The following is a 21,342-nucleotide window of genomic DNA, read 5'->3' as shown; positions in this document are numbered from 1 at the left end:
AAGCGCGAAAGTAAGCAAAGCGCTCTTGCCTCACCACTCGGCACCTCGCCTAGGCTCGGTGTGCCCGAACGCAGGCTTGAATCCGTGGGCCGCCGCCACGCGCCATCCATGGCGCGGGGCGGCTAACCCGGCGTCCTGCCGGGTTACCCACGAATTCAAGCCTGCGTTCGGCCAGCGTGGTTTAACGGGGCGCCTGAGATCAAGATCAAAAGTAGATCAAGATCAACAGCGGCTCGCTTCGCATCGTGGTTACCGTTGAGCGCTACAGAGTTGTGTAGATACCTATGCTGATCAGAGCGGGCGCTATTGAAGCGAGGGACGCAAGCGTTGCCACTCATTCCAGCAATCCTCGGCAACGATATCCGGGTAACCCCGTTCTTGTTCCATCGCCAACGCGGTGGAGAAGGTTACCGCAATGCAAGTGGCCTGGTCGCGGATATTGCACACTTCGACTTCGCTGAGAGGGGTGCCTTTTTTCGATTCGGCGGCGGTCAGCAAGGCGGCCAGGGCGGGCACGAAAACCAGGCAGAGGGGCTCGGTAGACATCAGCTTTTTCCTGAGTGGGGTGGGGCGCTTATTGTTCAGGGTTGATCAACGATCTCAACGTATGGTCCTCCCAAACGCCAGCGATTTTTAGATAGGCTCGCGCATGTCCCTCCTTCTCAAACCCCAGCGACTCCAGAAGGCGTTCACTCCGCACATTGCGGGGCAAATGATTGGCCATGATCCGGTGAAGACCCAACTGCTCAAAACAGTGTCGGTTAGTGACCTGAAGCGTTTTATTCATCAAGCCGCGACCTTGGGCAGATTCCGCCAACGAAAAGCCGAGATGACAGGCCTGAAAAACGCCCCTCACAATGTTCGTGTAGTTACACCGCGCTAGAACCTCTCCGCTTTCGGCAAGCAAGAGGAAACACAGAGCGTTGTCAGCGTGCATATTGTTGACCTGCTGCTCGACCCTGGCCTTGGCGTTGCCCGTGGTGAAGTATTCCTCGTCCCTGAGCGGCTCCCAGGGTTGCAGATGCTTGCGATTGACGCGTTCGTAACGGCTGACCCTCTCGAAATCGTCACATGCCAATGGCCGAAGGCAGTAGCCCTCAACGCAATACTCCATAAGCCCCTCCAGATTTACCAATGGCCCCATCTCACTGCGTAGCCGCAAAGAATAGCGCCGCTGCGCGTAAAGCGACCCCTTTCATGGCAAACAGGTCTACCATGCCAGCCCCGGCAGTGGTTTCACTCGCTCCCGAACTCCATTTTTCAAGGTAGCGATAATGTCCATCGACCAAATCTCCCTCCCCAAAGGCGTCGGCCCCAACGCCGCCAAGCTGCTTGACGCCATTACTGGCGCCTCCACCCATGAAGAACTCAACCGTGCTGGCGGTAAAGCCGAAGGTTTTGTGCTGGGGCTGGAGGCCACCAAGGCGATCAAAAGCCAAATTGCAGAGTCGCTGTATGTGGCGTATGACGACGCGGCGAGCAATCGAGCTGGTGAACTGAAGGGCTAGTGCCAGTCAGCCCATGGTTGCGGAATGAGCGCCAATCACTGGAATAGGCTGACGAACATAATAATTGTCGAACTCACTGCTTTCGATGAATTGAAAGCCATGGCGGGTATAAAAGCGATTCGAAGCGCTTTCTTTGAGAGCCCCTACTTTGATAGGCAGCGCAGCCGCATCCGCCTCTTTGAAAATCTGAGAGAGAACAGCAGACCCTACCCCTGAACCTTGCGCGCTCGGCCTTACATACAAGTGGTCGAGCAAGAGTTCATTGGGGTGATGTTTGACCACTACGAAACCCACCCTCTCTCCAGACGCCTCGATATAGCGTGTGTCGCGAGCTTCAAAGCCGCCAACAAACCGCTCCCGCGCACGGGCTGGATCAAATCGCCCAACACGCTCCAGACTATCGCGCATGGCCTCGATTCGAATGGCTACAAGATTATCCAAGTCGCGTTGTTGAACCGGGACCAAACTGATGGGGGAATTTTGATTGGGTGCGACGGGCATATTGGGTGCTCTAGCTACCATCCTGGGGGCTCAGTATAGAGAGCCTGATACTGATGACGCGACCCGCATGATATGTTCACGGCATACATGGAGTAACGGCCCCCAGGAAGGAAATGGCCATGCCAGTGGACACCCACGCAATCCGCATTCTCTCGCAACGCCTGAGCATCGAGCCCTTCTGCGAGCAAGACGCTGTTGAGTCTTTCGCTTGTATCACACCGTCTTTGACTCGCTACATGTCCTGGGAACCGCCTGCCTCGCTGGAAGAGTACTCGCAAGTCTGGGGGCGGTGGCTGCCTGCGATAGCGGATGGCAGCGACATTGTGTTCACGGTCAGGGAGCGGGTAGGTGCTCGTTTTGCCGGCTTGGTTGGGTTGCACCATACCGGCAGTGAAACACCGGAGTTGGGTATCTGGATTCGTGAAGATAAACATGGGTTGGGGTTTGGTGGTGAAGCGGTGCGGGCGGTTGTTCAGTGGGCTAGCCAGTGGGTGGCGGCAAAGCACTTCATCTATCCTGTTGCGACGCAGAATCGTGCGAGTCGACGTATTGCCGAAGCTTTGGGGGGAGTGGTCATCGAGAGGCGGATGGCGGAGAAATATGATTCGGTTGTGTACCGGATACCGGTGGTTTAACTCTGGGTATCAGGTTGGCCGATTGCTGTCCTTCACGAACGGCAGAAATCCCTCGAAAGCGGTCGTTCGTGAGCCGCCGCTTTCGGCCAAAAGCGGACAGTTACGCAAAGTTAGCAACCCTTCCTTGAAGCGTGATGGCTCTACGAAACTAGGGGCGATTCATAGGTCAGCGTAAGGTCGACCTCGCAAGATATTTCTGTTGGTAACTCATTGCTTTTCATCATTGTCTCCTACTTCTTCTTGATTGGCATGGCCTCAAAATCGCCGCTGCTACGATACGTGAAGTGATGTATGTATGGGTAAGGTCGTCGTTATTTCGACGTTGATGTGCTGACTGGAGGTTTAGCATGGCGTGCGCTATATAAGTTTCCTCTCGGCATCCGAACATAGATGCTGTTAGATTCACGAACGCTCAAAGGAACGCAGCCGGCCTGTGTGCTCAGCACCAAGTTGTCCCGGCCACACTTAGGAAGAGGTGATCATGAAGCTACAGGCATATCGGCTGCAGAACTATCGCCGACTGCGCGACGTCGTCATTGAGCTTGACGATGAGATTTCCATCTTCGTTGGCGCCAACAACAGCGGCAAGACGTCTGCCGTACAAGGCCTGTACTCGATGCTCCGTGGCGAAGCGAAGAAGTTCGAACTCTTCGACTTCAGCGCGGCGTTGTGGGCCGAGATCGACACTATCGGCAGGACGCCTCCAGGCGATGAGGACGCGCCCAAGCAGTTGCCGTCCATTCTTTTGGATCTCTGGTTCCGGGTCGGTGAAGACGACCTCGCCACTGCAATGTCGCTTCTTCCGAGCACGGAGTGGGACGGTAAGTGCGTCGGGATCCGGGTGGCGTTCGAGCCTCAGGACGCCCATGCACTCGTCCGGAAGTTCCACGAACTGCATGAAAAGGCCAACAACGCTGCGAACGCACTGGTGGCCGGACGCAGTGTAGGCGCGGAGGCAGGTGCGGAAAATGCGGCGGCGGTGGTAGCGGATCCCGGCGAGTACAAGCCCTGGCCGGAAAGTCTGACGAAGTACCTCACCAAGGAACTGAGCAAAGAATATACGTTCCGCTACTACGTGCTCGATGAGCGCGCATTTGTCGGCTATCAGCCAAAGGAAGTTGATTATGCGCCGCTGCCCCTAGGCAAGGAACCGGGTGGCGCGGCGATTCTCAAGTCTCTGGTGAGGGTGGACTTCCTGCGCGCGCAGCGGCACCTCGATGACCCGGATGCTGGCAGCTCCGACCGCGCCGAGAGCTTGTCGCGGCGTCTGAGCCGTTTCTATCACCGCAATCTGGAGAAACGTGGCGACGACCATGCAGCGCTCAAAGCGCTCGATACCTCGGAGAAAGAACTGAACTTCCACCTGAAGGAAGTCTTCAGCGACACTCTCAAGCGCCTCGCCAAACTCGGCTATCCAGGCGTCAACAACCCCGAGATCGTGATTCGGGCGGCCTTGGATCCGACCACCGTCCTGGGGCAGGATTCCAAGGTTCACTACGTGGTTCCTGGTGCGATCACCGCGCAACTGCCCGACAGCTACAATGGCCTGGGGTTCAAGAACCTAGTCTATATGGTGGTTGAACTCCTCGACCTGCACGAGCAGTGGAAAGCCGAGGAAGACAAGCGGGCGCCACTGCATCTGGTCTTCATCGAGGAGCCTGAGGCGCATCTGCACGCTCAGATCCAGCAGGTCTTCATCAGGAATGTTTTGCGCCTCCTTGAGGATGCCAACGATCACGCAACGTTTTTCCACACGCAGCTCGTTGTCACCACGCACTCCCCGCACATTCTCTATGAGCGCGGGTTCTCTCCCATCAGGTACTTTCGCCGTGTTAGCGACCAGTTGGACCATAACACCGAGGTAAGGAATCTTTCGCTCTTCAAGACGGGCGCGGCCGACGCTCCAGCGCGCGAATTCTTGCAGCGGTATCTGAAACTGACACACTGCGATCTCTTCTTTTCCGATGCTGTCATCCTAGTGGAGGGCAATGTCGAGCGCCTGCTCTTGCCAGCCATGATCGAGACGGCGGCCAAGCGCCTGCGTTCCTCCGCCCTAACCATCCTTGAAGTCGGTGGCGCGTTCGCGCATCGGTTCCAGGAATTGATTGCCTTCGTTGGACTTACTACGCTGGTCATCACGGATCTGGACAGCGTAGCGGTCAAGGCGGATGCCGAGAATGCCGCTGAGCAAGACACAGGAGCCGGTGCCGTCGACGGAGATAACGAGGAAGACGACCTGAAGCCCTTCGAGCTCGAAGACGACGACGAAGCAGCACCGGGCGGAAAGAAGAAGTCCAAGAAGCGTGGCAGCACCTGCCATGCTCACGTGGAGGGTGCGTTCACGTCCAACCAAACCCTTATCAGTTGGATCCCTAAGAAGCGGTTGGTTGCCGAACTCTGGGAAGTCACGGCGGAGCAAAAAACGCTGTCGCTTGCCGAGGGGACCAGCGCTGAGGTTCGGGTGGCCTATCAAACCAAGGTTTTGGTGACGGTGGGCGCCACGACCTCGCAGCTCTGCGGCCGCACGCTTGAGGAGGCCTTCGGTCTTGAGAACTCCGACTGGTGTCAGGCTGAGGCTAACCGGGCGGTCGGACTCAAGCTGAAGCGCGCACCAAACAGCCCTGAAGAACTGGCTGAGAAGTTGCACGAAAGGGTGATCGGCAAGAACTTCGACAAGACTCGCTTTGCGCTGGAGGTCCTCGCAAGCGGGCCGCTCAACTGCTGGAAAGTCCCCACGTACATCGCCGAGGGCTTGGCCTGGCTCGAAACCAAAGTAGCCCACGAGATTGAGGCGGACGCGGCTATTGCCAACGAGGTCGCGACAATTGAGCCGACTGCAGCCGGTGTTGTCGCCGTTATTGCAGGCGCGGGGCAGACGACATGAGCAGACGAATTGATAGCCCAGACACCGGCGCCGACCGCGAGATCCACGCGTGTATTACCGAGACCCCCCCGCAGCCGTTCGTGGTCCGCGCCGGCGCAGGTTCCGGCAAGACCACCTCCCTTATCAAGGCGCTGGACTGGGTGATCTCAGAGCACGGCGCCAGCATGCGGGCGAAGAAGCAGAAGGTCGCCTGCATCACATATACGGACCTCGCCGCCAAAGAAATCTTGGCGGATGTCAACGATGACCCGCTGGTTCATGTCTCGACCATCCACAGCTTCTACTGGTCTATTACCAAGACGTTTCAGGCGGACATTAAGGTTTGGCTACAGAACGACATCCGCAGGCGGATCACCGAACTGGAAGAAGAATTCAAGAACTACAGCTCGCGTGTCCGGCAGACTACACGCGACAGGAACAAGGCTGACCAAGAGCGTTATGCCCGAAGCCTGGAGGCTATTGCTGACGTCAAGACTTTCAACTACGGCGTGGGCAGTGACTACGCGAAGGGCGTCCTCGGCCACGAGGACATCCTTCAGCTCGCCGATTTCCTGTTGCAAAATCGCCCGCTGTTCCGACGGGTCGTAGCGCTGAACTTCCCGTTTGTGTTCATTGACGAGAGTCAGGACACGTTCCTGAGCGTAGTGAAGTCCTTCAAGGAAGTGGAAGCCCAGATGCGGCGCAAGTTCTGTCTCGGTTTTTTTGGCGACCCGATGCAGGCGATTTTCATGAGAGGGGCGGGGGACATCCCGCTTGAGGACCATTGGCGGGCCATCACGAAACCAGAGAATTTTCGCTGTGCCAAGCAGATCCTTGACGTTGCCAACGCCGTGCGTGCGCAGGGCGACGGCATGGAGCAAGTCCGCGGGCTGCACGAAAGGGTTGATGGAGAACTCAAGCCGGTGGAGGGCTCGGCCCGGATGTTCATCCTGCCGAACACGCTGAACCGAATTGAGGCCCTGGCGAGAGTCCGTGCGTGGAGTGCGGCGACGAACAACGACGAGGGTTGGACGACCCCAGACATCGCGCTCAAGATTCTTGTCATCGTGCACCGCATGGCCGCAAACCGGCTCGGCTTCGGTGGCATCTACTCGGCGCTGAACGATAAGACATCGGAGGGCATGAAGCAGGGGATGCAGGATGGCACCGGCTGGCCCGTTCGACCGTTCCTAAGTTTTGCGCTACCGATCGTTGCCGCCGTGAAGGCCGGCAACGAGTTCGCGGCGATGAACCTGCTCCGGAAGTTCAGCCCGCGTCTGGCGCCAGGGGCTCTTACCGGCCGACGTGCCGCGGCTGTATTGCGAGAACTGCACGCTGCTATGTCTAGACTTGTCGCCATGCTGGACGAGGCAGGGACCACCATTGGTGACATAGCACTCCATCTCTGTGACACGGGTCTTTTCGAGTTCGACGATCGCTATGCGCGTGTTCTCGGATTTGTCAGGGATGTTGCAGACGCTGCCCAGGAGCCCGAGGCTGCTGATGCAGTTCCGGCCGAAGGACTATCCTCAGATGCGGCAATGGCCAAGTTCTTCAAGTGCTCTGCACAAGAGCTTTGGCCCTATGAGCGCTATGTCTCAGAAGGGTCTCCCTATGCTACACAGCACGGTGTGAAGGGAGCGCAGTTCGAACGCGTCATGGTGGTGATGGACGAGGAAGAAAGCGACTACCGAACGTACAACTACGAACGTGTCTTCGCGAGCGCTAAGGCCCGTGCTGCAGATCGTGCACGAGCACTAGGCGGTGATGAAAACACTTGGAGCCGAACGCTGCGACTGCTTTACGTCTGCTGCACTCGCGCCCAGCGGGGGCTGGTACTAACGTTCTTTGTCGCCGATCCGACGACCACCTTGGAAAATGTCGTGGCGAGCGGGATCTTGCCGCGAAGCGCAGTGTTTACACAGGAGGTTTTAGCTGAATGGCCATAGACAAATGATTGTCTGACCTACTTGAAGCAAGAGCGAGCGGTAGGCTCCCGCCGTGGCAAGTGGTAGCTACCGGGTGGTAACTCTGCGGGTATGATTGAAAGCAATTGGCCGTTTTCTGCCCGCCGTGAGAGTCAGAAAACGACCCAGAGCAGACAGTCGCGGTTGTCCGGGATGACTTGACCAGTTCATTTGAGCTTCTACAGTGATGCTCGTCAGCAGCGACCTAGCTTATCCAGCACATGATCTAATGCCATTCCACCTCTTAGGCTGCTGATACGCCAGTTAGGTTTTTTCGACAATGTCTTTTCTGAGGTCATCATTGATCCGAAGTATGCTCGGATCGAAATAAGAGAAGACCTCATCTGAAACATATGCTGTGGAGAGGAAATCTATCCATTCGTTCTTGCGGGCGCACGCGTAAAGTGGGTGTTTCCTATCAAGAGCCTCAAGCAGACTGTCATAGGACAGGATCTTGAAGTCATGTTGCTCCATGGCTTTGATTTTGTTGCGTTTAACCGCGTTTTCGGCGAACTCATGGCGACGGCCATGCACGAGGACGTACTTTACGTGGCAACTATTGTGGCCCATGGGCTCTCGTACTGACCCCAACGTGCCATTTATAAATCCCGTATAGTTACTCTGGTTTTCAAACCAGGCGCGCCACTGCAGAATTTGGCTAAAAGCTGATACGAAATCAGGGTGGAGGTCGTTGTGTAGTGTTCTAATGAAACCGGACACCCATTTAGGCGAGAATGCTCGCCAGATCGAGGTGTCAGATGACCAAACAACGCCGCTCCTTTACTCCTGAATTCAAGCGCGAGGCTGCCGACCTCGTGCTCAAACAAAACTACAGCTACATCGAAGCCAGCCGTTCACTCGGCATTGGTGAGTCAGCATTGCGCCGCTGGGTTGACCAGATTCAGAAAGAACATAAAGGCATCACCCCGTAGAGCAAGGCGCTGACACCGTAACAGCAAAAAATTCAGGAACTGGAGGCACGGATCGCTCGGCTTGAGCGAGCGAAATCCATATTAAAAAAGGCTACCGCGCTCTTGATGTCGGAAGATCACGTGCGTTCGCGCTGATTGACCAGTTGAGTGCACATGAGCCGGTTGATTGGCTGTGCAAGGTGTTTGACGTCACGCGCTCGTATTACTACGCCCAGCGCCTGCGGCGCCGCACGCCCGATGTTGAAAGGCTTCGATTGCGAAGTCGCGTCAGTGAGCTGTTCTCGCAAAGTCGCAGCTCTGCGGGCAGTCGCAGCATCCTGTCGCTGATGCGTGAAGACGGTGAGCAGATCGGTCGATTCAAAGTGCGCAGCTTGATGCGCGAGCTTGATTTAGTCAGCAAACAACCCGGCTCCCATGCCTACAAACGAGCAACAGTAGAAAGACTGGATATCCCGAACACATTGAACCGCGAGTTCGACGTGCCAGCGCCCAATCAAGTTTGGTGCGGCGATATCACCTAAATTTGGGCGCAAGGAAAGTGGCATTACCTGGCTGTCGTCCTGGATCTTTGTACGCGTCGCATCGTGGGCTGGGCGCTGTCGGAAAAGCCAGACGCTGAGCTGGTGATCAAAGCGCTGGATATGGCTTACGAGCAGCGTGGCAGGCCTTCGGATCTGCTATTCCACTCGGACCAGGGATCGCAATATGTAAGCCGACTCTTTCGCCAGCGGTTGTGGCGATACCGCATGCGACAGAGCATGAGCCGACGAGGAAACTGCTGGGATAACGCACCGATGGAGCGCGTATTTCGCAGCTTGAAAACAGAATGGATACCGACCGTGGGCTATCGAACTGCGCAGGAAGCACAGCGCGATATCAGCCATTTTTTGATGCGTCGCTACAACTGGATTCGGCCTCATCAATTCAACGAGGGGGTGGCGCCAGCGCGGGCCGAGGAAAAACTTAACGTCGTGTCCGGGATTAGTTGCCCACTACAGTCCTGTAGAATAAGGACGCGGCAATGCCACTCTGTTTCCTACGTTTGCAGCGATTCTTTTTATTTCATATTGCTTTCGCTGCGTTAGATGTTCACGATGTCGCAGTTATTTTTATGTATTACAATAATGAGGTCAAAGCGCATGAGCTTGAATATCTTTGAAACTGCAAAAGAGTTAGAGAAATTTAGAGGGGTTTCTCGGATTCATGCTGAGGCTAGAAAGATTTCTACTATATCGCGAGCCAAAGAAGACTTAAAGGGCGGAGTTGAGCTGCTTGAAAGCTACCTTAAGTCAAACAAACATCATGCAGCGGTGTCAATAACGCTTGCCATGATAATCGTCGATGCGGATGGAGCAATTGCACGTATTAGGCGAAGCGGCATTCTAAGTATGTCCAAGTATGAGTTTCGAGCAGGTGGAATTCAGAGGGTGATTGATGCCATATTTTCTTTGGATTCGTTGCTTGCAGAGGTCCAGGCGCACCGAATAAATTATTTGATTTCTCTCAAAAATCTAATACAAATTAGTCGCGACGCAGAAAAAATTTATAAGCGTCTTGTTGCAAGGTTGCATGCAAAGAAGAAGTATGTTTTGAAATCTTTGCTGGCATTCGTCAATCACCTATTTTCACTACCTTGGCGGGGTGATCCTGAGATGCCATCGAACGATCTGCGTAGATGGAGCCAGGAGGATATGGCCGAGGCGTATTCTTATATATTTAATTTAATGAGAGAAAAAGTCGGGTTTTCTCTTCACGATTGGCAACATGTGGATGACTCAATGACTGGCAATTTTGATAACTCCTATGGCGAGATATTGATGGATGCTGCAGTGTTGCAGGATTTAAGAGAGGCTGAATATAAAGTTGAATCAATGCCGTACACTGTCGCTGTTGAAGGCGGAACTTATCATTTGTTTTCTGAAAACGAGAATTTCGATAAAACTATTCAGTTAGGCTATATTCAAACTAATAAGCAAATCTATATAAGGGCTAGAGGGATACAATATTGGCTTAAGCCAACTCCTCCTTTTGAATCGATTGAGGAGTTTGTTAGCCTGCAGTTCAAAGGCGATTTCAGTAGTTGTGTGATTTTGGCAAAAGAGCCAATTAGTCGTTACGTCGTATGTGTTCCGTTTACAGCTCTTCCGATACTGACTGGGGATTTTTTGTTTTCAGATGAAGTATCCGAGCTCGTGGGGCTTAGTATAGAAAACTTTGAAAGAGAGTCAGATGATCCGAGAAGAATTCTGATTGGCAGGACTCTTACTGCAGGTGACGCAATACATATTCAGAGATATTTTCGATTTTTGAAAGCGATATTCGATGAGCACTTCAACGCTATTGAAAACTCAAAAGAGAAACGTATTTTGAGGGCTAGGTCAACTTTGCCGATTATAAAAAATGACGTTTTCTTGCAACAGCTTTCTCTGTTGATTGGTAAAGAAAAGGCGCAAGAGGCTATTGAACTTCTCAGTCTTGATACAGCGCATAAATTCGTAGATATACAATATAGGCCATTCATCAAGGCCGGTGAGTGGTACGTCTTGGCTCCGGCAGTGATCGGGTATTCAAACTTGGCAAGAAATATCGCGATTGCCAATGGGCTCAGGCAAAAACTGATCGATCCTAAAAATGACCCTATGCAAGGAGCTGTTTCTAGCGCTTTGACGAAAGCCGGTTTTAAAGTAAAAACGGGGCATGAGTACAACATAGACGGCAAGCGCGAAACCGACATATTTTGCTGGCGAGATGGTCATTTATTTGTCTTTGAGTGTAAAAATTCATACCTGCCTTGCTCAGCGCACGAACTGAGCAATACATTTGAACATTTGAAAACTGCCGAAAAGCAATTGAGCATCCGGAAACGCTGGTTGGAAAAATCTGGAAATAAAGAAAAGCTATTAAAGTCTTTGAAGTGGGATGTTCCGGTGAGTTCAATTCACACCGCCGTCATAACTGCGAATCGACTTTTCACTGGATTCAAACAAGGGGAACACCCTAGTAGACAGGCCCATGAGTTTATAAACGTTATTTTGCGTGGAAAGATTGAAGGAGAGGGGCTACCAATTAAAAAATTTTGGAAGGAAGATGATTTTACAACACAAGACCTTGTTGTCTATCTTGACGACGGTGGAATAGCAAAAATGCAACTGGACAAGCTTCAGGTCCTGAAAGTTCGCACCGATATTGGTAGCGCATCTTTAACTAAGCTGATGTATTTTGAGCTTCCAGAATGCAGAGGTGGGTGTAGGGACTAAAATCTTTCTGATCGTTAAATAAAAGGCCTAACGTATTCTGAAAGTGGCGTGACACGAAGTGTTTTTTCAAGGTCAGACGATCGCGGCGACTCAAATTAGAGCGCCGCGAGCATGTGCGGCCTGCTATTTTTATAAAACCTTATGAACATATAGGCCGCAATACCGTTTCTTTATCAAAGCTCTAATGTCATCAAGAGATGTGATGGTTCGAATATCATTCATTGTAATAACAATAACCCTGATTCCGTCCTGTAAGGCACTTGTTAAAATTCCAACAGCTCCAGGATCTGTTCCATCGCCCCTAACGAATCCACCAGTGACTCCATTGGCTGCAACGAAAATTCCTGTAGTTAGAGCGCGCCGTCTAACTTTGTTGATAAAATTATCCAGCACGGGAGCTCCTACAGTTGCGCTCCAATTTTTACACTCCACCAATATTATGGAGTCCCATGGCCTCAATATTTCTTCAGTTTGAGCATTCCAAAGGACAATATCTATTTCTTCAGAAGGCATTCGTATGTCATGCTCAGTAACATCAACGCCATCAAGATGTTCGAACATATATATTGACAAAAGCTCGAAAGATAGCCCTTTTTCTTGGTTGGTAGTTGCCCGATCAACACTGGCTATTAGAGCTCTAAAGTTATTTATGTCAAACATTTTTAGAACTCCTGCCCATACAGTAGCTCCCTAACTTTAGATTTCACCAGAAATAACATATCACTAGGGTTTTTTACATTTATAAGATCATCTCGGTCTAGCGCGATCGCATTTACACCTTCCTCAGCCCTCAATCTGCTGAGTAAGTCTTTAGTTCTTCTATCATTCAATCCGGTAGTGGCTAGAATAAGCCCTTTTATTCCGGATTTTTTGCTCATATGAAGGAAATGATGCAGCATTGAAGAGTTCATTGAACCAATAGCTTTTATTTCTACAGCTATTGGGTTTCCCAAAACTGCAAGTTCGGAGTCATCTTGCGAGTTCCAAATTACTAAGTCAAAGCCTCTACCTCTTGGGTTTTGGGCCTCGGACTCTATTACTTCCCAGCCTTCGATTCCAGAGGCTACCTCGGCAAACCACCTCTCAAATAGCCTGCCTCTCCTAGGGCCCTCCGCAGCAAAAAGGTCTCGAAAGTTTTCTGAGGGTCTAAAGTCCTGCGATATTGGGTATTGCTTATGTTCGCTTCTAGGGCCGAGATAACCAGACTTTCTGCGCGCTGAATCTTCAATTGCCTCCTTTAATTGAAAAATAAAATTGTCATCAAAAAGGCTTCGCTGAGATATGCTTAAAATGCGCTGCCCTCTAATTTCTGGAGGTAAGGAGTGTTCGTGGTCAGTGACAATTATTACTGGTTTTCCTGCTCCATGCGCAAGCCCTATTTGGTAATAGAGACTTTCAGTATTGCTGCTAACAAAAGCAATAAGCACATCGCATAAATTAATAAGCCCCCATATGGCTCCTGAAACGGTTTCCTGAAGGTTAAAATCATCAAGGGTTTCAATTTCATAACCTTCAACTTCGGATATGTGCTTAAGCGCACTTTTCAGCTGGTCTGCTTCGTAAGTAAAACCGTTTAATAGCCCAATTCTTTTCATTTTTTTCTCACATCTGATGCCTTGTCAAAGGCGATAACAGTTAATCTATGGGCGACACGCCACACTTTCGAATGAATGAGGGACTTGTTTTTTGTAATCAACCCCACTTGCACCGAAAGCAGAAGAAATTGCATGGTCGGTGGCTTTAGCAAGGGAGCAGCGACGATTAAGCGCACAGCGGTTGATTTGGCCAAGTCCGTTTACCAGGTTTCCGACAGTGTCCGTGTCGGTCAAGTGAGTCAGCACTACCGCCTTAGGCGTGAGCATCTCGGCGATATATACAGCAGCAGGTGGAACCAGTCGAGTGGGTGATGGAATCGTGTGGCACGGCGTACTCCTAAGGGCGCTTGGTGCTGAATATGGCATATCACAGCTGACTGCTTCTGGGGCTGAGAGCAGTCGCCGCTTTTGTGATCGCAGAGGCTTTTGCGCCGCGGCTGCGCTTACCAAAGTCATCCAAAGCCAACTCGCCGAGTCGTTGTACGTGGCTTACAACGACGCGACGAGTCATCGACCTGAAGAGCCGATCATCACCCAGGACAGGGCACTTCGCGATCGAGAAGTCTGGCGGTGAGGAGTACACCCAGTTCGCTCAGTTGGTGGATGGCCAGGGCGATGTCGCGGTGTTTGCCGTTGAGGTCTTCGGACAGGTCGAGCAGCAGGGTGCTGACGCTGGTGAAGGTTTCGTAGCTGTTGGTGATGAGGGTTTCGTTGCTGGCGTTGGGGGCGACGGTGAAGAGCGTGGTTGAGTCTGGTTTGAGCATGTTTGAATTCCTGTTTAGGGCCATCATCCTTTAGCTACTAAACATAAGGGTGGCGGCTGTGCGCAGGTTAGTAGACCGGGGAATCCAAACAAAGCCGGCGCACCCGAAGGTGCCCTGCGCACAGCCACCATCAAACACAGACGCAATGTCTGATCGATGAAGCTTGTGCACGTTGTCTGGATTAACCTTCAGGCTACTAAACCCGATCACTGAACAATTCAGCGACCGAGCCACCTTAGAGACGGCCACTCCAGCGCACAAGCCGGCGGATTCTGACGCAGGCGTAGGCAATGGAGCAAGGTGCGGCAGGGGAATCGGATTTTGCCTTCAGGCGCTGCGTGATCGTTTGGGGTTTTCGCGAGCAAGCTCGCTCCTACAGGAGTCACCTTGCAGTGTTCATCACCTCAAACGAAATTGTTAGCATTGTACGAGTTTCATATTGGAGGCTGGGATGGATGAAACGATATGAGGTTCAACGGATCACCCACCTTCCGCGCCAGATACAAGTGCTTGAAAAGGAAGCCGTTGGCGAGGGTTTCAGGTTTCTCACTCGTCTGATTAACGAGTGGCACTCTGGAGCAAACCGCTTTGATGCACCCGGCGAGTGTCTGATGGCGGCCTATTTGAATCGGCAACTGATAGGCATCGGAGGTGTTTCAGTTGATCCCTATGCTGACAATGATGTGGCCAGACTGCGGCGGGTGTACGTCGCAGCGTCGGCAAGGGGGCAACATGTCGGGCAGGCGCTGGTAAAGGCGCTTGTTGAACGTGCCGCTTTCAGGTTTCAGGTCGTGCGTCTTTTCACGGATACGGCTGAAGGAAGCGCCTTTTATGAGCGCTGTGGCTTCAAGCGAACAGATGATGCCCAGGCGACTCATATCATGCAGCTTGGCGGTTTCTGAGGCGGGTAGCTGCACCAGTGGACTGCGGAGTCGAGATGAACGTGTTTTTGCTTTTCAGCTATGAAGGGCGTATCGAGCGTGCCCAGCGCTATCGACACCCAGTCGGCGAATTCCCCTTGAGACCGCGACCAGAACAATGCCGAGCTGCAGTGCGTGCAAAATTCGCGCAACACTGCCTCTGAGGATGCATAGGTTTTGATGCTGTTGGCGCCGGAAAGTAGGCGTAGTGCGTTACGGGGAACACTGCCGTAAGAAGCGAATGCGGCCCCGTGACTTTTGCGGCACTGGCGGCAATGGCAGTGGCTCACTGATTTGGGCGTGGCGGATAGCTCGTAAGTGACGGCTGCGCATAAGCAGCTTCCCTGATACACCGTTGTCATTCGCTTTTCCCGTCATGCGAAAACGTCAGCGTAACCGTCCCGCTCTAGTCAGTCGACCTACCCATCAAACCCAACCGCCGAGTCGCTGTAGGTGGCTCACGACGACGCGGCGGTTTATCGGGCTAGCAAGTTGAAGGGCTAATCATCAGCCAGGGCAGGGCGCTTCGCGGTCCAGGAGTCTGGCGGTGAGGAGTACGCCCAGTTCGCTCAGTTGGTGTATGGCGAGGGCGATGTCGCGGTGTTTGCCGTTGAGGTCTTCGGACAGGTCGAGCAGCAGGGTGCTGACGCTGGTGAAGGTTTCGTAGGTGTTGGTGATGAGGGTTTCGTTGCTGGCGTTGGGGGCGACGGTGAAGAGGGTGGTTGAATCGTTAACCATGGTTAAGTTCCTTGCTTGGGCCACTTCCCCATCGCTACTAAACAATAAGGGCGGTAGCTGTACGCAGGTTAGTAGACCGGTGGAACCTAACAAAAACCGGCGCGTCCGAGGACGCCCTACGCACAGCCACCATCAAGCACAGACGCGAACGTCTGATGGATGAAGCGTGTGCACTTGTTAGGTCTAAGGTGGGCTACTAAACCCGATCACTGAACAATTCAGCGACCGAGCCACCTTAGAGACGGCCACCTCAGCGCACAAGCCGGCGGATTCTGACGCAGGCGTAGGCAATGGAGCAAGGTGCGGCAGGGGAATCGGATTTTGCCTTCAGTCGCTGCGTGATCGTTTGGGGTTTTCGCGAGTTCAAGTTCGCTCCTACAGGAGTGACAGCCACCCTGGCTCTATATTTCGGATGGCGTGTACCAGTGCACTGCGGAGTCGACATGAACGTGTTTTTGCTTTTCAGGTATGAAGGATGTGTCGAGCGTGCCCAAGGCTATCGAAACCCAGTCGGCAAAGTCGCCTTGAGTCCGTGACCAGAACAATGTCGAGCCACAATGCGAGCAAAATTCGCGTAACACGTTTTCTGAGGATGCATAGGTTCTGATGCTGGTGGTGCCGGAAAGTACCCGTAGTGCGTCACGAGGAACACTGCCGTAAGAAGCGAATGCGGCCCCGTGACCTTTGCGGCACTGGCTGCAATGGCAATGGCTCACTGCTTTCGGCGTTGCGGATAGCTCGTAAGTGACGGCTGTGCATAAGCAGCTTCCTTGGTACATGCGCTTTCCAGTCATGCAGAAAACGTCAGCGTAACTGCCCCACTCTAGTCAGTCGACCGATTGGGGAAAGGCGAGGGGGTTATTTTTAGACAAAAAAATAAATCTTTGCCCTTTTCACTCCAAAGCGGTCATCCGCTCGTGGCTAGTGAGATCATGCGCCCACGTCATTTATCAGTTCCCGCCAGACTTCCCTTGCCTTCTGCTCCGACGCAAAGACTTGTACTTTCGGATGCCAGAATTGCCCCTCAATTACGATGCATTCCAGAGTAGAGTCCTGAAATGTAAAGACATAATGGATGGCATCTTTTAGAAATCGCTGTTTATCATGTCGCGGATGAATGGCGTTTCTCTGCTCAAGCTCTGCTAGCCAAGGGGAATTATCTATTCGATGAATTTGGTAGTGCTTTAGACCAAGTCCAATAAGCGGGTGGCCGCCCAAAGCCTCGTCGTTTGGTGACCCGAACTGAATTTTTTTAACTAGCGGAAAATGGATTACAGCTATTTCTTCCCCAGCGGTGCAATACCGTAAACATAGCTGAGTGTCCGTGACAAACACGACGGGTTCGGGCGACGTACTTGGCTGTGGCCAGGAGTCGAGCAGCACTACAGTTGCGAATGACATAAGTTAGCCTAGCGAAGAAATAGGTGGCAAAACAGGGTGGGAGAGCGACGCGCTGTCGTCAAACCTTTCTGATCGCGATGAATTGCTCGTGGCCGAAAGCGGTCACCGCTCTTGTTGTCAGGTCCACCCGTCTTCGTTTCATGAATGACTCAACCGCGTCGGCGGCAAGGCACTCAAAGCAGAGGATTTTGTAACGAGGCTGGAATCCCCCAATGCCATCAAGCGCCAACTCGCCGAGTCGTTGTATGTGGCCTACAACGACGCGGCGAGTCATCGGTTTAATGAGTCGAAGAGCTAATCATCAGCCAGGGCAAGGCGCTTCACGGTCGAGGAGTCTGGCGGTGAGGAGTACGCCCAGTTCGCTCAGTTGGTGTATGGCGAGGGCGATGTCGCGGTGTTTGCCGTTGAGGTCTTCGGACAGGTCGAGCAGCAGGGTGCTGACGCTGGTGAAGGTTTCGTAGCTGTTGGTGATGAGGGTTTCGTTGCTGGTGTTGGGGGCGACGGTGAAGAGCGTTGTTGAATCTGCTTTTGGCATGAGTAGACATCCTGAGTGATGCCACCACCTTTCCGCTACTAAACAGTGGGTGGCAGCTGTACGCAGGTTAGTAGACCGGTGGATATCTAAAGCCGGCGCGCCCGAAGACGCCCTACGCACAGCCACCATCAAGCACAGACGCACTGTCTGATTGATGAAACTCATGCACTAATAGATACCCAAGCTCAGGCTACTAAACCCGAATCACTGAACAATTCAGCGACCGAGCCACCTTAGAGACGGCCACCTCAGCGCACAAGCCGGCGGATTCTGACGCAGGCGTAGGCAATGGAGCAAGGTGCGGCAGGGGAATCGGATTTTGCCTTCAGGCGCTGCGTGATCGTTTGGGTTTTTCGCGAGCAAGCTCGCTCCTACAAGAGTGGGTCAAGCGTGGGTTGTTATCAAGGTGCGGGTAGCTGGACAATAGAGGCCGACGAGCCAGCAACGAAGCATCAGATGTGCGAACGTTTGGTTCGCTCGGCTGGGCTCCACGAACTGCAAGATTACTGATCGGAAAAAAACCAATGCTAGGGAAAGTCAGCAGTAAACATCTCGTCTGGGGCGCAGTCGCACTTTGCGCGACCCTTTTGTCCGGCTGCGCGACGTCACGCTACGACGGCAAGCACGCACCGGACCCAAGTAAGGCGATCATCGTGGGTTCGGTTGGTGAGAGCTTTCCGATGATGCAGCCCCATGGGCTGGTGGTTGAGATCAAGCAACAGGGAGCCCCCGGCACCGTATTACGGCTGACGACGCTGGGCAATGAAGATGATCAGCCATCACCCTCTGTGCTGGGTCATTACTTCATGTATGAAGTGCCACCGGGTGAGTATGAGTACACGCAGTGGCATTACGTGTATTACGCGGGTAAGTCGATGCCGCGCCCGGTGCCTGCGGTTTTCTCGGTGAAGGCCGGGGAAACTCTCTATATCGGTGATCTGCGCGTCGATGCCCTGCGCTTTTGCCTGTCAAACGTGAACAATGCCGATGACACGGTGCAGGCGCTCAAGCGCAAGTACCCGATGCTCAAGGACCGGAACATCGTGAATCTGACACCGAAGAGTGGTTTTGCGCCTTGGCCGAGTTCTGATGCCACTGACTTCGGTAAAGGGTTGTGCACGATTTGAAGCCGGTACCGGTGACAGTCATCAAACCCGACGCCCATTGATCCACGTTCAAGGAATTCATGCATGAAGCGCTCTACGCTACTCTGGGTCGGCCTGTTCGCAGCCCTGGCCTCACTGACCGGTTGCATCAGTGGTCCGGACCTCAAAGGCCAACCGTTCTTCACGTCACCGGCGGAACCTCGTGCGGATGAGGCCACGGTTTACTTTTATCGCACGGCGGCGAGCATCGGTGGCGGGGTCGCCCCGACTATTCAGGTCGATGGCCGCACCGTCGGCAGCTTGCCTTCCGGTAGTTTTTTCAAGGCTGGCATTTCCGCCGGTAAGCACAGCGTCGCCTCCACTTCGCCACCGATCATCAGCGGTATGGTTAACCAGCGTTTCGATATCACCGTCGAGAATGGCAAGGTGTATTACACCGCCGATCAACTCAGCACCTCTGACTACAAGGATGGGCAGACCTTGGGTGAAGTCGACGGCCGTCGTTTCAGCGGAACAATGTTTTACTCGCGCTACGCGCTTGTGCCTGCCGAGGAAGCGCTGCGTTCTATCAAGTGGTGCCAGGAGCTGCCGGCAACCGCACGGTAACCCCCCGCCCCACTTCATCAACATCCAACTCGCCGAGTCGTTTTACGTGGATTAGGAAGACGCGGCGAGTGGGCGAGCTATTGAGTGAAGGGATAATCATCAGCCAGGGCAGGGCGCTTGGCGGGCAAGCTTGCTCCTACAGGAGTGCCATATTCAGGTGTTATGGTTGGCGCTGACGATGGAGGACTGAACATGACATTGACTGTCGACACCTTGCTCGAATTGGCCATGGCCAATCCTATCAACGCGCAAATCACCGCGCGCCTGCCGGATCTGGGTGTGCAGCAGTGCTTGCTCACGGCGGGCTGTTTGTTCCAGGCGGTGTGGAACCATCAGGCGAATCTGCCGGCGGCTCAGGGCGTGAAGGACTACGACGTTTTTTACTTTGACGAGGACCTGTCCTACGAGGCGGAAGACGCGGTAATTCGTGCGGCGCAGGTGCTATTCCAAGACCTGGGGGTGAATGTGGAGGTCAGGAATCAGGCGCGGGTGCACCTTTGGTATGGGCAGCGGTTTGGCCGGCCTTACCCGCAGTTGCATTCGGCCCGGCAAGGGGTTGACCGTTACCTGGTGGCGGGTACGTGCATTGCGCTGGATATTGCCTCGGGCGAGGTGTATGCGCCTTATGGCTTGGAGGATGTGGAGCAGGGTGTCTTGCGCATCAACCCTTTGCATCCGGAGCCGGCGTTGTTTTTGCACAAGGCCAGGAGTTATCAGGCGCGTTGGCCGTGGCTCAAGATTGTCGAGCCGGGCTGAGCCCCCGCTCACAAATCCAGTAACCCCCCGAGTACGCCGCAACCTAACACCACCAGCCATGGCGGCAGCTTCCACACCATCAACGCGACCAGTGCGAGCAACGCCAACGCCACGTCATAGCCGTTGAAAACCGCACTGGTCCACACCGGCTGGTACAGCGCCGCCAACAACACGCCAACCACCGCCGCGTTCACCCCGGCGAGCGCCGCCTGGGTACGCGGGCTTTTGCGCAGGTTGGCCCAGAAGGGCAAGGCGCCGAAGATCAGCAGGAACGACGGGGCGAAGATCGCCAGCAGCGCGATCCCCCCGCCAAGCCAACCGCTCGGGGCGTGGGTCATCGAGGCACCGAGGAAGGCGGCGAAGGTGAACAGCGGGCCGGGCACAGCTTGAGTGGCGCCGTAGCCGGCGAGGAAAACATCGTTGCTGACCCATTGGCTGGGCACCACTTCGGCTTGCAGCAATGGCAACACCACGTGGCCGCCGCCGAATACCAGCGCGCCGGTGCGGTAGAAGGCGTCCACCAGCGCCAGCGTGGGGTTGAGCGCCCATGCGGCGAGGAGTGGCAAGGCCACCAGCAACAGCAAAAACAGCATCAACCACAGGGCTCCGGTGCGGCGGCTGATGGCGATGGGCAGGGCGTCGGGCTCGGCACTGCTCTCGGGCTTGAACAACAGCAGGCCAGCCACGCCTGCAGCCACCATGACCCCGACCTGAGCCCAGGCGGAGGGTTGCAGCAGCACCACGCAGGCGGCGATCAACATCAACGCCACCCGTAAAACGCCTCGGCACAGGTTGCGTGCCATGCCCCACACGGCCTGGGCCACCACCGCCACGGCGACAACCTTGAGGCCGTGCAGCGCGCCATGGGGGAGGGCGCCGCCGTAGTGGGCCAGCCCCAGGGCAAACAGAATCAGGGCGATGGCCGACGGCAAGGTGAACCCGGCCCAGGCTGCCGCCGCGCCCCGGTAACCTGCTTGGGACAGGCCCAACGCGATACCGACCTGGCTGCTGGCCGGGCCGGGGAGGAACTGGCACAGGGCGACCAGTTCGGCATAGCTGCGCTCGCTGAGCCAGCGGCGGCGGGTGACGAACTCTTGGCGAAAATAGCCCAGGTGTGCAATCGGCCCGCCGAAAGAGGTGAGGCCCAGGCGCAGGAAGATCAGGAACACTGACCAGGGGCGGCTGCGGTGATCGGTAAGCTGGGGCAAGGGGATGTCTCGGGCAACGGTGCTGGATTTCGCCGACCATAACCAATTTT

General features: G+C 54.2%; 22 protein-coding genes and 2 pseudogenes. 11 read left to right on the top strand and 13 right to left on the bottom strand.

Annotation, left to right across the window (positions count from 1 at the left end; translation table 11 throughout):
• Positions 1-303: 303 nt before the first annotated feature.
• Positions 304-546: a hypothetical protein gene (locus tag AB4P90_RS19510; protein ID WP_014719193.1), complete on the bottom strand. Its 243-nt coding sequence runs from the start codon at positions 544-546 to the stop codon at positions 304-306.
• A gap of 28 nt (positions 547-574) precedes the next feature.
• Positions 575-1,114, bottom strand: a complete 540-nt coding sequence (locus tag AB4P90_RS19505) for a GNAT family N-acetyltransferase (protein ID WP_323556262.1) — start codon at positions 1,112-1,114, stop codon at positions 575-577.
• Between the two features lie 160 nt (positions 1,115-1,274).
• On the opposite strand from AB4P90_RS19505, the gene AB4P90_RS19500 reads away from it, so the two are divergent.
• A complete protein-coding gene (locus tag AB4P90_RS19500) occupies positions 1,275-1,508 on the top strand; it encodes a hypothetical protein (RefSeq protein WP_323556263.1) in 234 nt (77 codons plus the stop codon).
• Positions 1,509-1,514: 6 nt separating this feature from the next.
• Here AB4P90_RS19500 and AB4P90_RS19495 read toward each other — a convergent pair whose 3' ends face one another.
• Positions 1,515-2,009 (bottom strand): GNAT family N-acetyltransferase, encoded by a 495-nt coding sequence (locus tag AB4P90_RS19495; RefSeq protein ID WP_395605307.1) that lies wholly within the window; start codon positions 2,007-2,009, stop codon positions 1,515-1,517.
• Between the two features lie 119 nt (positions 2,010-2,128).
• Here AB4P90_RS19495 and AB4P90_RS19490 point away from each other — a divergent pair, with 119 nt between their 5' ends.
• The 3 genes from AB4P90_RS19490 to AB4P90_RS19480 all read left to right on the top strand — a co-directional run bounded on the left by AB4P90_RS19490 (position 2,129) and on the right by AB4P90_RS19480 (position 7,456).
• Positions 2,129-2,644, top strand: coding sequence for a GNAT family N-acetyltransferase (locus AB4P90_RS19490; RefSeq protein ID WP_395605306.1), 516 nt, complete (start codon positions 2,129-2,131; stop codon positions 2,642-2,644).
• Positions 2,645-3,125: 481 nt separating this feature from the next.
• Positions 3,126-5,528, top strand: coding sequence for an AAA family ATPase (locus AB4P90_RS19485; RefSeq protein ID WP_395605305.1), 2,403 nt, complete (start codon positions 3,126-3,128; stop codon positions 5,526-5,528).
• Positions 5,525-7,456 (top strand): UvrD-helicase domain-containing protein, encoded by a 1,932-nt coding sequence (locus AB4P90_RS19480; RefSeq protein WP_395605304.1) that lies wholly within the window; start codon positions 5,525-5,527, stop codon positions 7,454-7,456. The genes AB4P90_RS19485 and AB4P90_RS19480 overlap by 4 nt, the downstream gene beginning before the upstream one ends.
• Before the next feature lie 282 nt (positions 7,457-7,738).
• Here AB4P90_RS19480 and AB4P90_RS19475 read toward each other — a convergent pair whose 3' ends face one another.
• Positions 7,739-8,194, bottom strand: coding sequence for a Shedu anti-phage system protein SduA domain-containing protein (locus AB4P90_RS19475; protein WP_395605303.1), 456 nt, complete (start codon positions 8,192-8,194; stop codon positions 7,739-7,741).
• Positions 8,195-8,232: 38 nt separating this feature from the next.
• Here AB4P90_RS19475 and AB4P90_RS19470 point away from each other — a divergent pair.
• Positions 8,233-9,392: pseudogene (locus AB4P90_RS19470) on the top strand (IS3 family transposase); the annotation flags it as partial.
• A gap of 153 nt (positions 9,393-9,545) precedes the next feature.
• Entirely contained in the window at positions 9,546-11,663 is a 2,118-nt protein-coding gene (locus AB4P90_RS19465; protein WP_395605302.1) for a hypothetical protein, read from the top strand.
• A 129-nt stretch (positions 11,664-11,792) separates the two neighbouring features.
• Here AB4P90_RS19465 and AB4P90_RS19460 read toward each other — a convergent pair whose 3' ends face one another.
• On the bottom strand, positions 11,793-12,323 hold the full coding sequence (locus tag AB4P90_RS19460) for a restriction endonuclease (protein WP_395605301.1): 531 nt from the start codon (positions 12,321-12,323) through the stop codon (positions 11,793-11,795).
• A gap of 2 nt (positions 12,324-12,325) precedes the next feature.
• Positions 12,326-13,258, bottom strand: coding sequence for a hypothetical protein (locus AB4P90_RS19455; protein WP_198790793.1), 933 nt, complete (start codon positions 13,256-13,258; stop codon positions 12,326-12,328).
• 165 nt (positions 13,259-13,423) lie between these two features.
• Here AB4P90_RS19455 and AB4P90_RS19450 point away from each other — a divergent pair.
• Positions 13,424-13,593, top strand: a pseudogene (locus AB4P90_RS19450) (IS110 family transposase); the annotation flags it as partial.
• Positions 13,594-13,788: 195 nt separating this feature from the next.
• On the opposite strand, the gene AB4P90_RS19445 reads toward AB4P90_RS19450, so the two are convergent.
• Positions 13,789-14,022 carry a DUF6124 family protein gene (locus AB4P90_RS19445; RefSeq protein ID WP_169912643.1) on the bottom strand — a complete coding sequence of 78 codons (234 nt, stop codon included), beginning with the start codon at positions 14,020-14,022 and terminating at the stop codon, positions 13,789-13,791.
• A gap of 455 nt (positions 14,023-14,477) precedes the next feature.
• Between AB4P90_RS19445 and AB4P90_RS19440 the strand changes: the two genes are divergently transcribed.
• Positions 14,478-14,924, top strand: a complete 447-nt coding sequence (locus AB4P90_RS19440; RefSeq protein WP_395606107.1) for a GNAT family N-acetyltransferase — start codon at positions 14,478-14,480, stop codon at positions 14,922-14,924.
• Here the strand turns inward: AB4P90_RS19440 and AB4P90_RS19435 are convergent.
• The 5 genes from AB4P90_RS19435 to AB4P90_RS19415 form a co-directional block, all read right to left on the bottom strand.
• Complete coding sequence (locus tag AB4P90_RS19435; RefSeq protein WP_200601335.1) at positions 14,897-15,304, bottom strand: GFA family protein; 408 nt, start codon at positions 15,302-15,304, stop codon at positions 14,897-14,899. The two genes, AB4P90_RS19440 and AB4P90_RS19435, sit on opposite strands and share 28 nt — an antisense overlap.
• A 145-nt stretch (positions 15,305-15,449) precedes the next feature.
• Positions 15,450-15,680, bottom strand: coding sequence for a DUF6124 family protein (locus AB4P90_RS19430; RefSeq protein ID WP_106111508.1), 231 nt, complete (start codon positions 15,678-15,680; stop codon positions 15,450-15,452).
• Between the two features lie 401 nt (positions 15,681-16,081).
• Positions 16,082-16,459, bottom strand: a complete 378-nt coding sequence (locus AB4P90_RS19425; RefSeq protein WP_395605300.1) for a GFA family protein — start codon at positions 16,457-16,459, stop codon at positions 16,082-16,084.
• A gap of 151 nt (positions 16,460-16,610) precedes the next feature.
• On the bottom strand, positions 16,611-17,081 hold the full coding sequence (locus AB4P90_RS19420) for a hypothetical protein (protein ID WP_032874212.1): 471 nt from the start codon (positions 17,079-17,081) through the stop codon (positions 16,611-16,613).
• Positions 17,082-17,382: 301 nt separating this feature from the next.
• Complete coding sequence (locus AB4P90_RS19415) at positions 17,383-17,616, bottom strand: DUF6124 family protein (RefSeq protein WP_072433770.1); 234 nt, start codon at positions 17,614-17,616, stop codon at positions 17,383-17,385.
• Positions 17,617-18,140: 524 nt separating this feature from the next.
• Between AB4P90_RS19415 and AB4P90_RS19410 the strand changes: the two genes are divergently transcribed.
• The 3 genes from AB4P90_RS19410 (at position 18,141) to AB4P90_RS19400 (ending at position 20,084) form a co-directional block, all read left to right on the top strand.
• Positions 18,141-18,743: a hypothetical protein gene (locus tag AB4P90_RS19410; protein WP_122299345.1), complete on the top strand. Its 603-nt coding sequence runs from the start codon at positions 18,141-18,143 to the stop codon at positions 18,741-18,743.
• A 63-nt stretch (positions 18,744-18,806) separates the two neighbouring features.
• Positions 18,807-19,328, top strand: a complete 522-nt coding sequence (locus tag AB4P90_RS19405) for a DUF2846 domain-containing protein (RefSeq protein ID WP_395605299.1) — start codon at positions 18,807-18,809, stop codon at positions 19,326-19,328.
• A gap of 192 nt (positions 19,329-19,520) precedes the next feature.
• Complete coding sequence (locus tag AB4P90_RS19400; protein WP_072433773.1) at positions 19,521-20,084, top strand: nucleotidyltransferase family protein; 564 nt, start codon at positions 19,521-19,523, stop codon at positions 20,082-20,084.
• An 8-nt stretch (positions 20,085-20,092) separates the two neighbouring features.
• On the opposite strand, the gene chrA is transcribed toward AB4P90_RS19400, so the two are convergent.
• A complete protein-coding gene (gene chrA, locus AB4P90_RS19395) occupies positions 20,093-21,292 on the bottom strand; it encodes a chromate efflux transporter (protein WP_395605298.1) in 1,200 nt (399 codons plus the stop codon).
• Positions 21,293-21,342 lie beyond the last annotated feature (50 nt).

This window comes from Pseudomonas sp. B16120, assembly GCF_044218845.1.
Lineage (GTDB): Bacteria > Pseudomonadota > Gammaproteobacteria > Pseudomonadales > Pseudomonadaceae > Aquipseudomonas > Aquipseudomonas paracarnis.
This window is presented reverse-complemented; position numbering and strand designations above follow the sequence as displayed.

What these genes read in the sequence shown, in the direction of transcription:
- AB4P90_RS19400 (WP_072433773.1), top strand. Translation starts at nt 19,521, where the DNA reads ATGACATTGACTGTCGACACCTTGCTCGAATTGGCCATGGCCAATCCT.
- AB4P90_RS19425 (WP_395605300.1), bottom strand. Translation starts at nt 16,459, where the DNA reads ATGTACCAAGGAAGCTGCTTATGCACAGCCGTCACTTACGAGCTATCC.
- AB4P90_RS19465 (WP_395605302.1), top strand. Translation starts at nt 9,546, where the DNA reads ATGAGCTTGAATATCTTTGAAACTGCAAAAGAGTTAGAGAAATTTAGA.
- AB4P90_RS19485 (WP_395605305.1), top strand. Translation starts at nt 3,126, where the DNA reads ATGAAGCTACAGGCATATCGGCTGCAGAACTATCGCCGACTGCGCGAC.
- AB4P90_RS19510 (WP_014719193.1), bottom strand. Translation starts at nt 546, where the DNA reads ATGTCTACCGAGCCCCTCTGCCTGGTTTTCGTGCCCGCCCTGGCCGCC.
- AB4P90_RS19460 (WP_395605301.1), bottom strand. Translation starts at nt 12,323, where the DNA reads ATGTTTGACATAAATAACTTTAGAGCTCTAATAGCCAGTGTTGATCGG.
- AB4P90_RS19495 (WP_395605307.1), bottom strand. Translation starts at nt 2,009, where the DNA reads ATGCCCGTCGCACCCAATCAAAATTCCCCCATCAGTTTGGTCCCGGTT.
- AB4P90_RS19435 (WP_200601335.1), bottom strand. Translation starts at nt 15,304, where the DNA reads ATGACAACGGTGTATCAGGGAAGCTGCTTATGCGCAGCCGTCACTTAC.
- AB4P90_RS19500 (WP_323556263.1), top strand. Translation starts at nt 1,275, where the DNA reads ATGTCCATCGACCAAATCTCCCTCCCCAAAGGCGTCGGCCCCAACGCC.
- AB4P90_RS19405 (WP_395605299.1), top strand. Translation starts at nt 18,807, where the DNA reads ATGAAGCGCTCTACGCTACTCTGGGTCGGCCTGTTCGCAGCCCTGGCC.
- AB4P90_RS19440 (WP_395606107.1), top strand. Translation starts at nt 14,478, where the DNA reads ATGAAACGATATGAGGTTCAACGGATCACCCACCTTCCGCGCCAGATA.
- AB4P90_RS19430 (WP_106111508.1), bottom strand. Translation starts at nt 15,680, where the DNA reads ATGGTTAACGATTCAACCACCCTCTTCACCGTCGCCCCCAACGCCAGC.
- AB4P90_RS19445 (WP_169912643.1), bottom strand. Translation starts at nt 14,022, where the DNA reads ATGCTCAAACCAGACTCAACCACGCTCTTCACCGTCGCCCCCAACGCC.
- AB4P90_RS19480 (WP_395605304.1), top strand. Translation starts at nt 5,525, where the DNA reads ATGAGCAGACGAATTGATAGCCCAGACACCGGCGCCGACCGCGAGATC.
- AB4P90_RS19420 (WP_032874212.1), bottom strand. Translation starts at nt 17,081, where the DNA reads ATGTCATTCGCAACTGTAGTGCTGCTCGACTCCTGGCCACAGCCAAGT.
- AB4P90_RS19415 (WP_072433770.1), bottom strand. Translation starts at nt 17,616, where the DNA reads ATGCCAAAAGCAGATTCAACAACGCTCTTCACCGTCGCCCCCAACACC.
- AB4P90_RS19505 (WP_323556262.1), bottom strand. Translation starts at nt 1,114, where the DNA reads ATGGAGTATTGCGTTGAGGGCTACTGCCTTCGGCCATTGGCATGTGAC.
- AB4P90_RS19410 (WP_122299345.1), top strand. Translation starts at nt 18,141, where the DNA reads ATGCTAGGGAAAGTCAGCAGTAAACATCTCGTCTGGGGCGCAGTCGCA.
- AB4P90_RS19490 (WP_395605306.1), top strand. Translation starts at nt 2,129, where the DNA reads ATGCCAGTGGACACCCACGCAATCCGCATTCTCTCGCAACGCCTGAGC.
- AB4P90_RS19455 (WP_198790793.1), bottom strand. Translation starts at nt 13,258, where the DNA reads ATGAAAAGAATTGGGCTATTAAACGGTTTTACTTACGAAGCAGACCAG.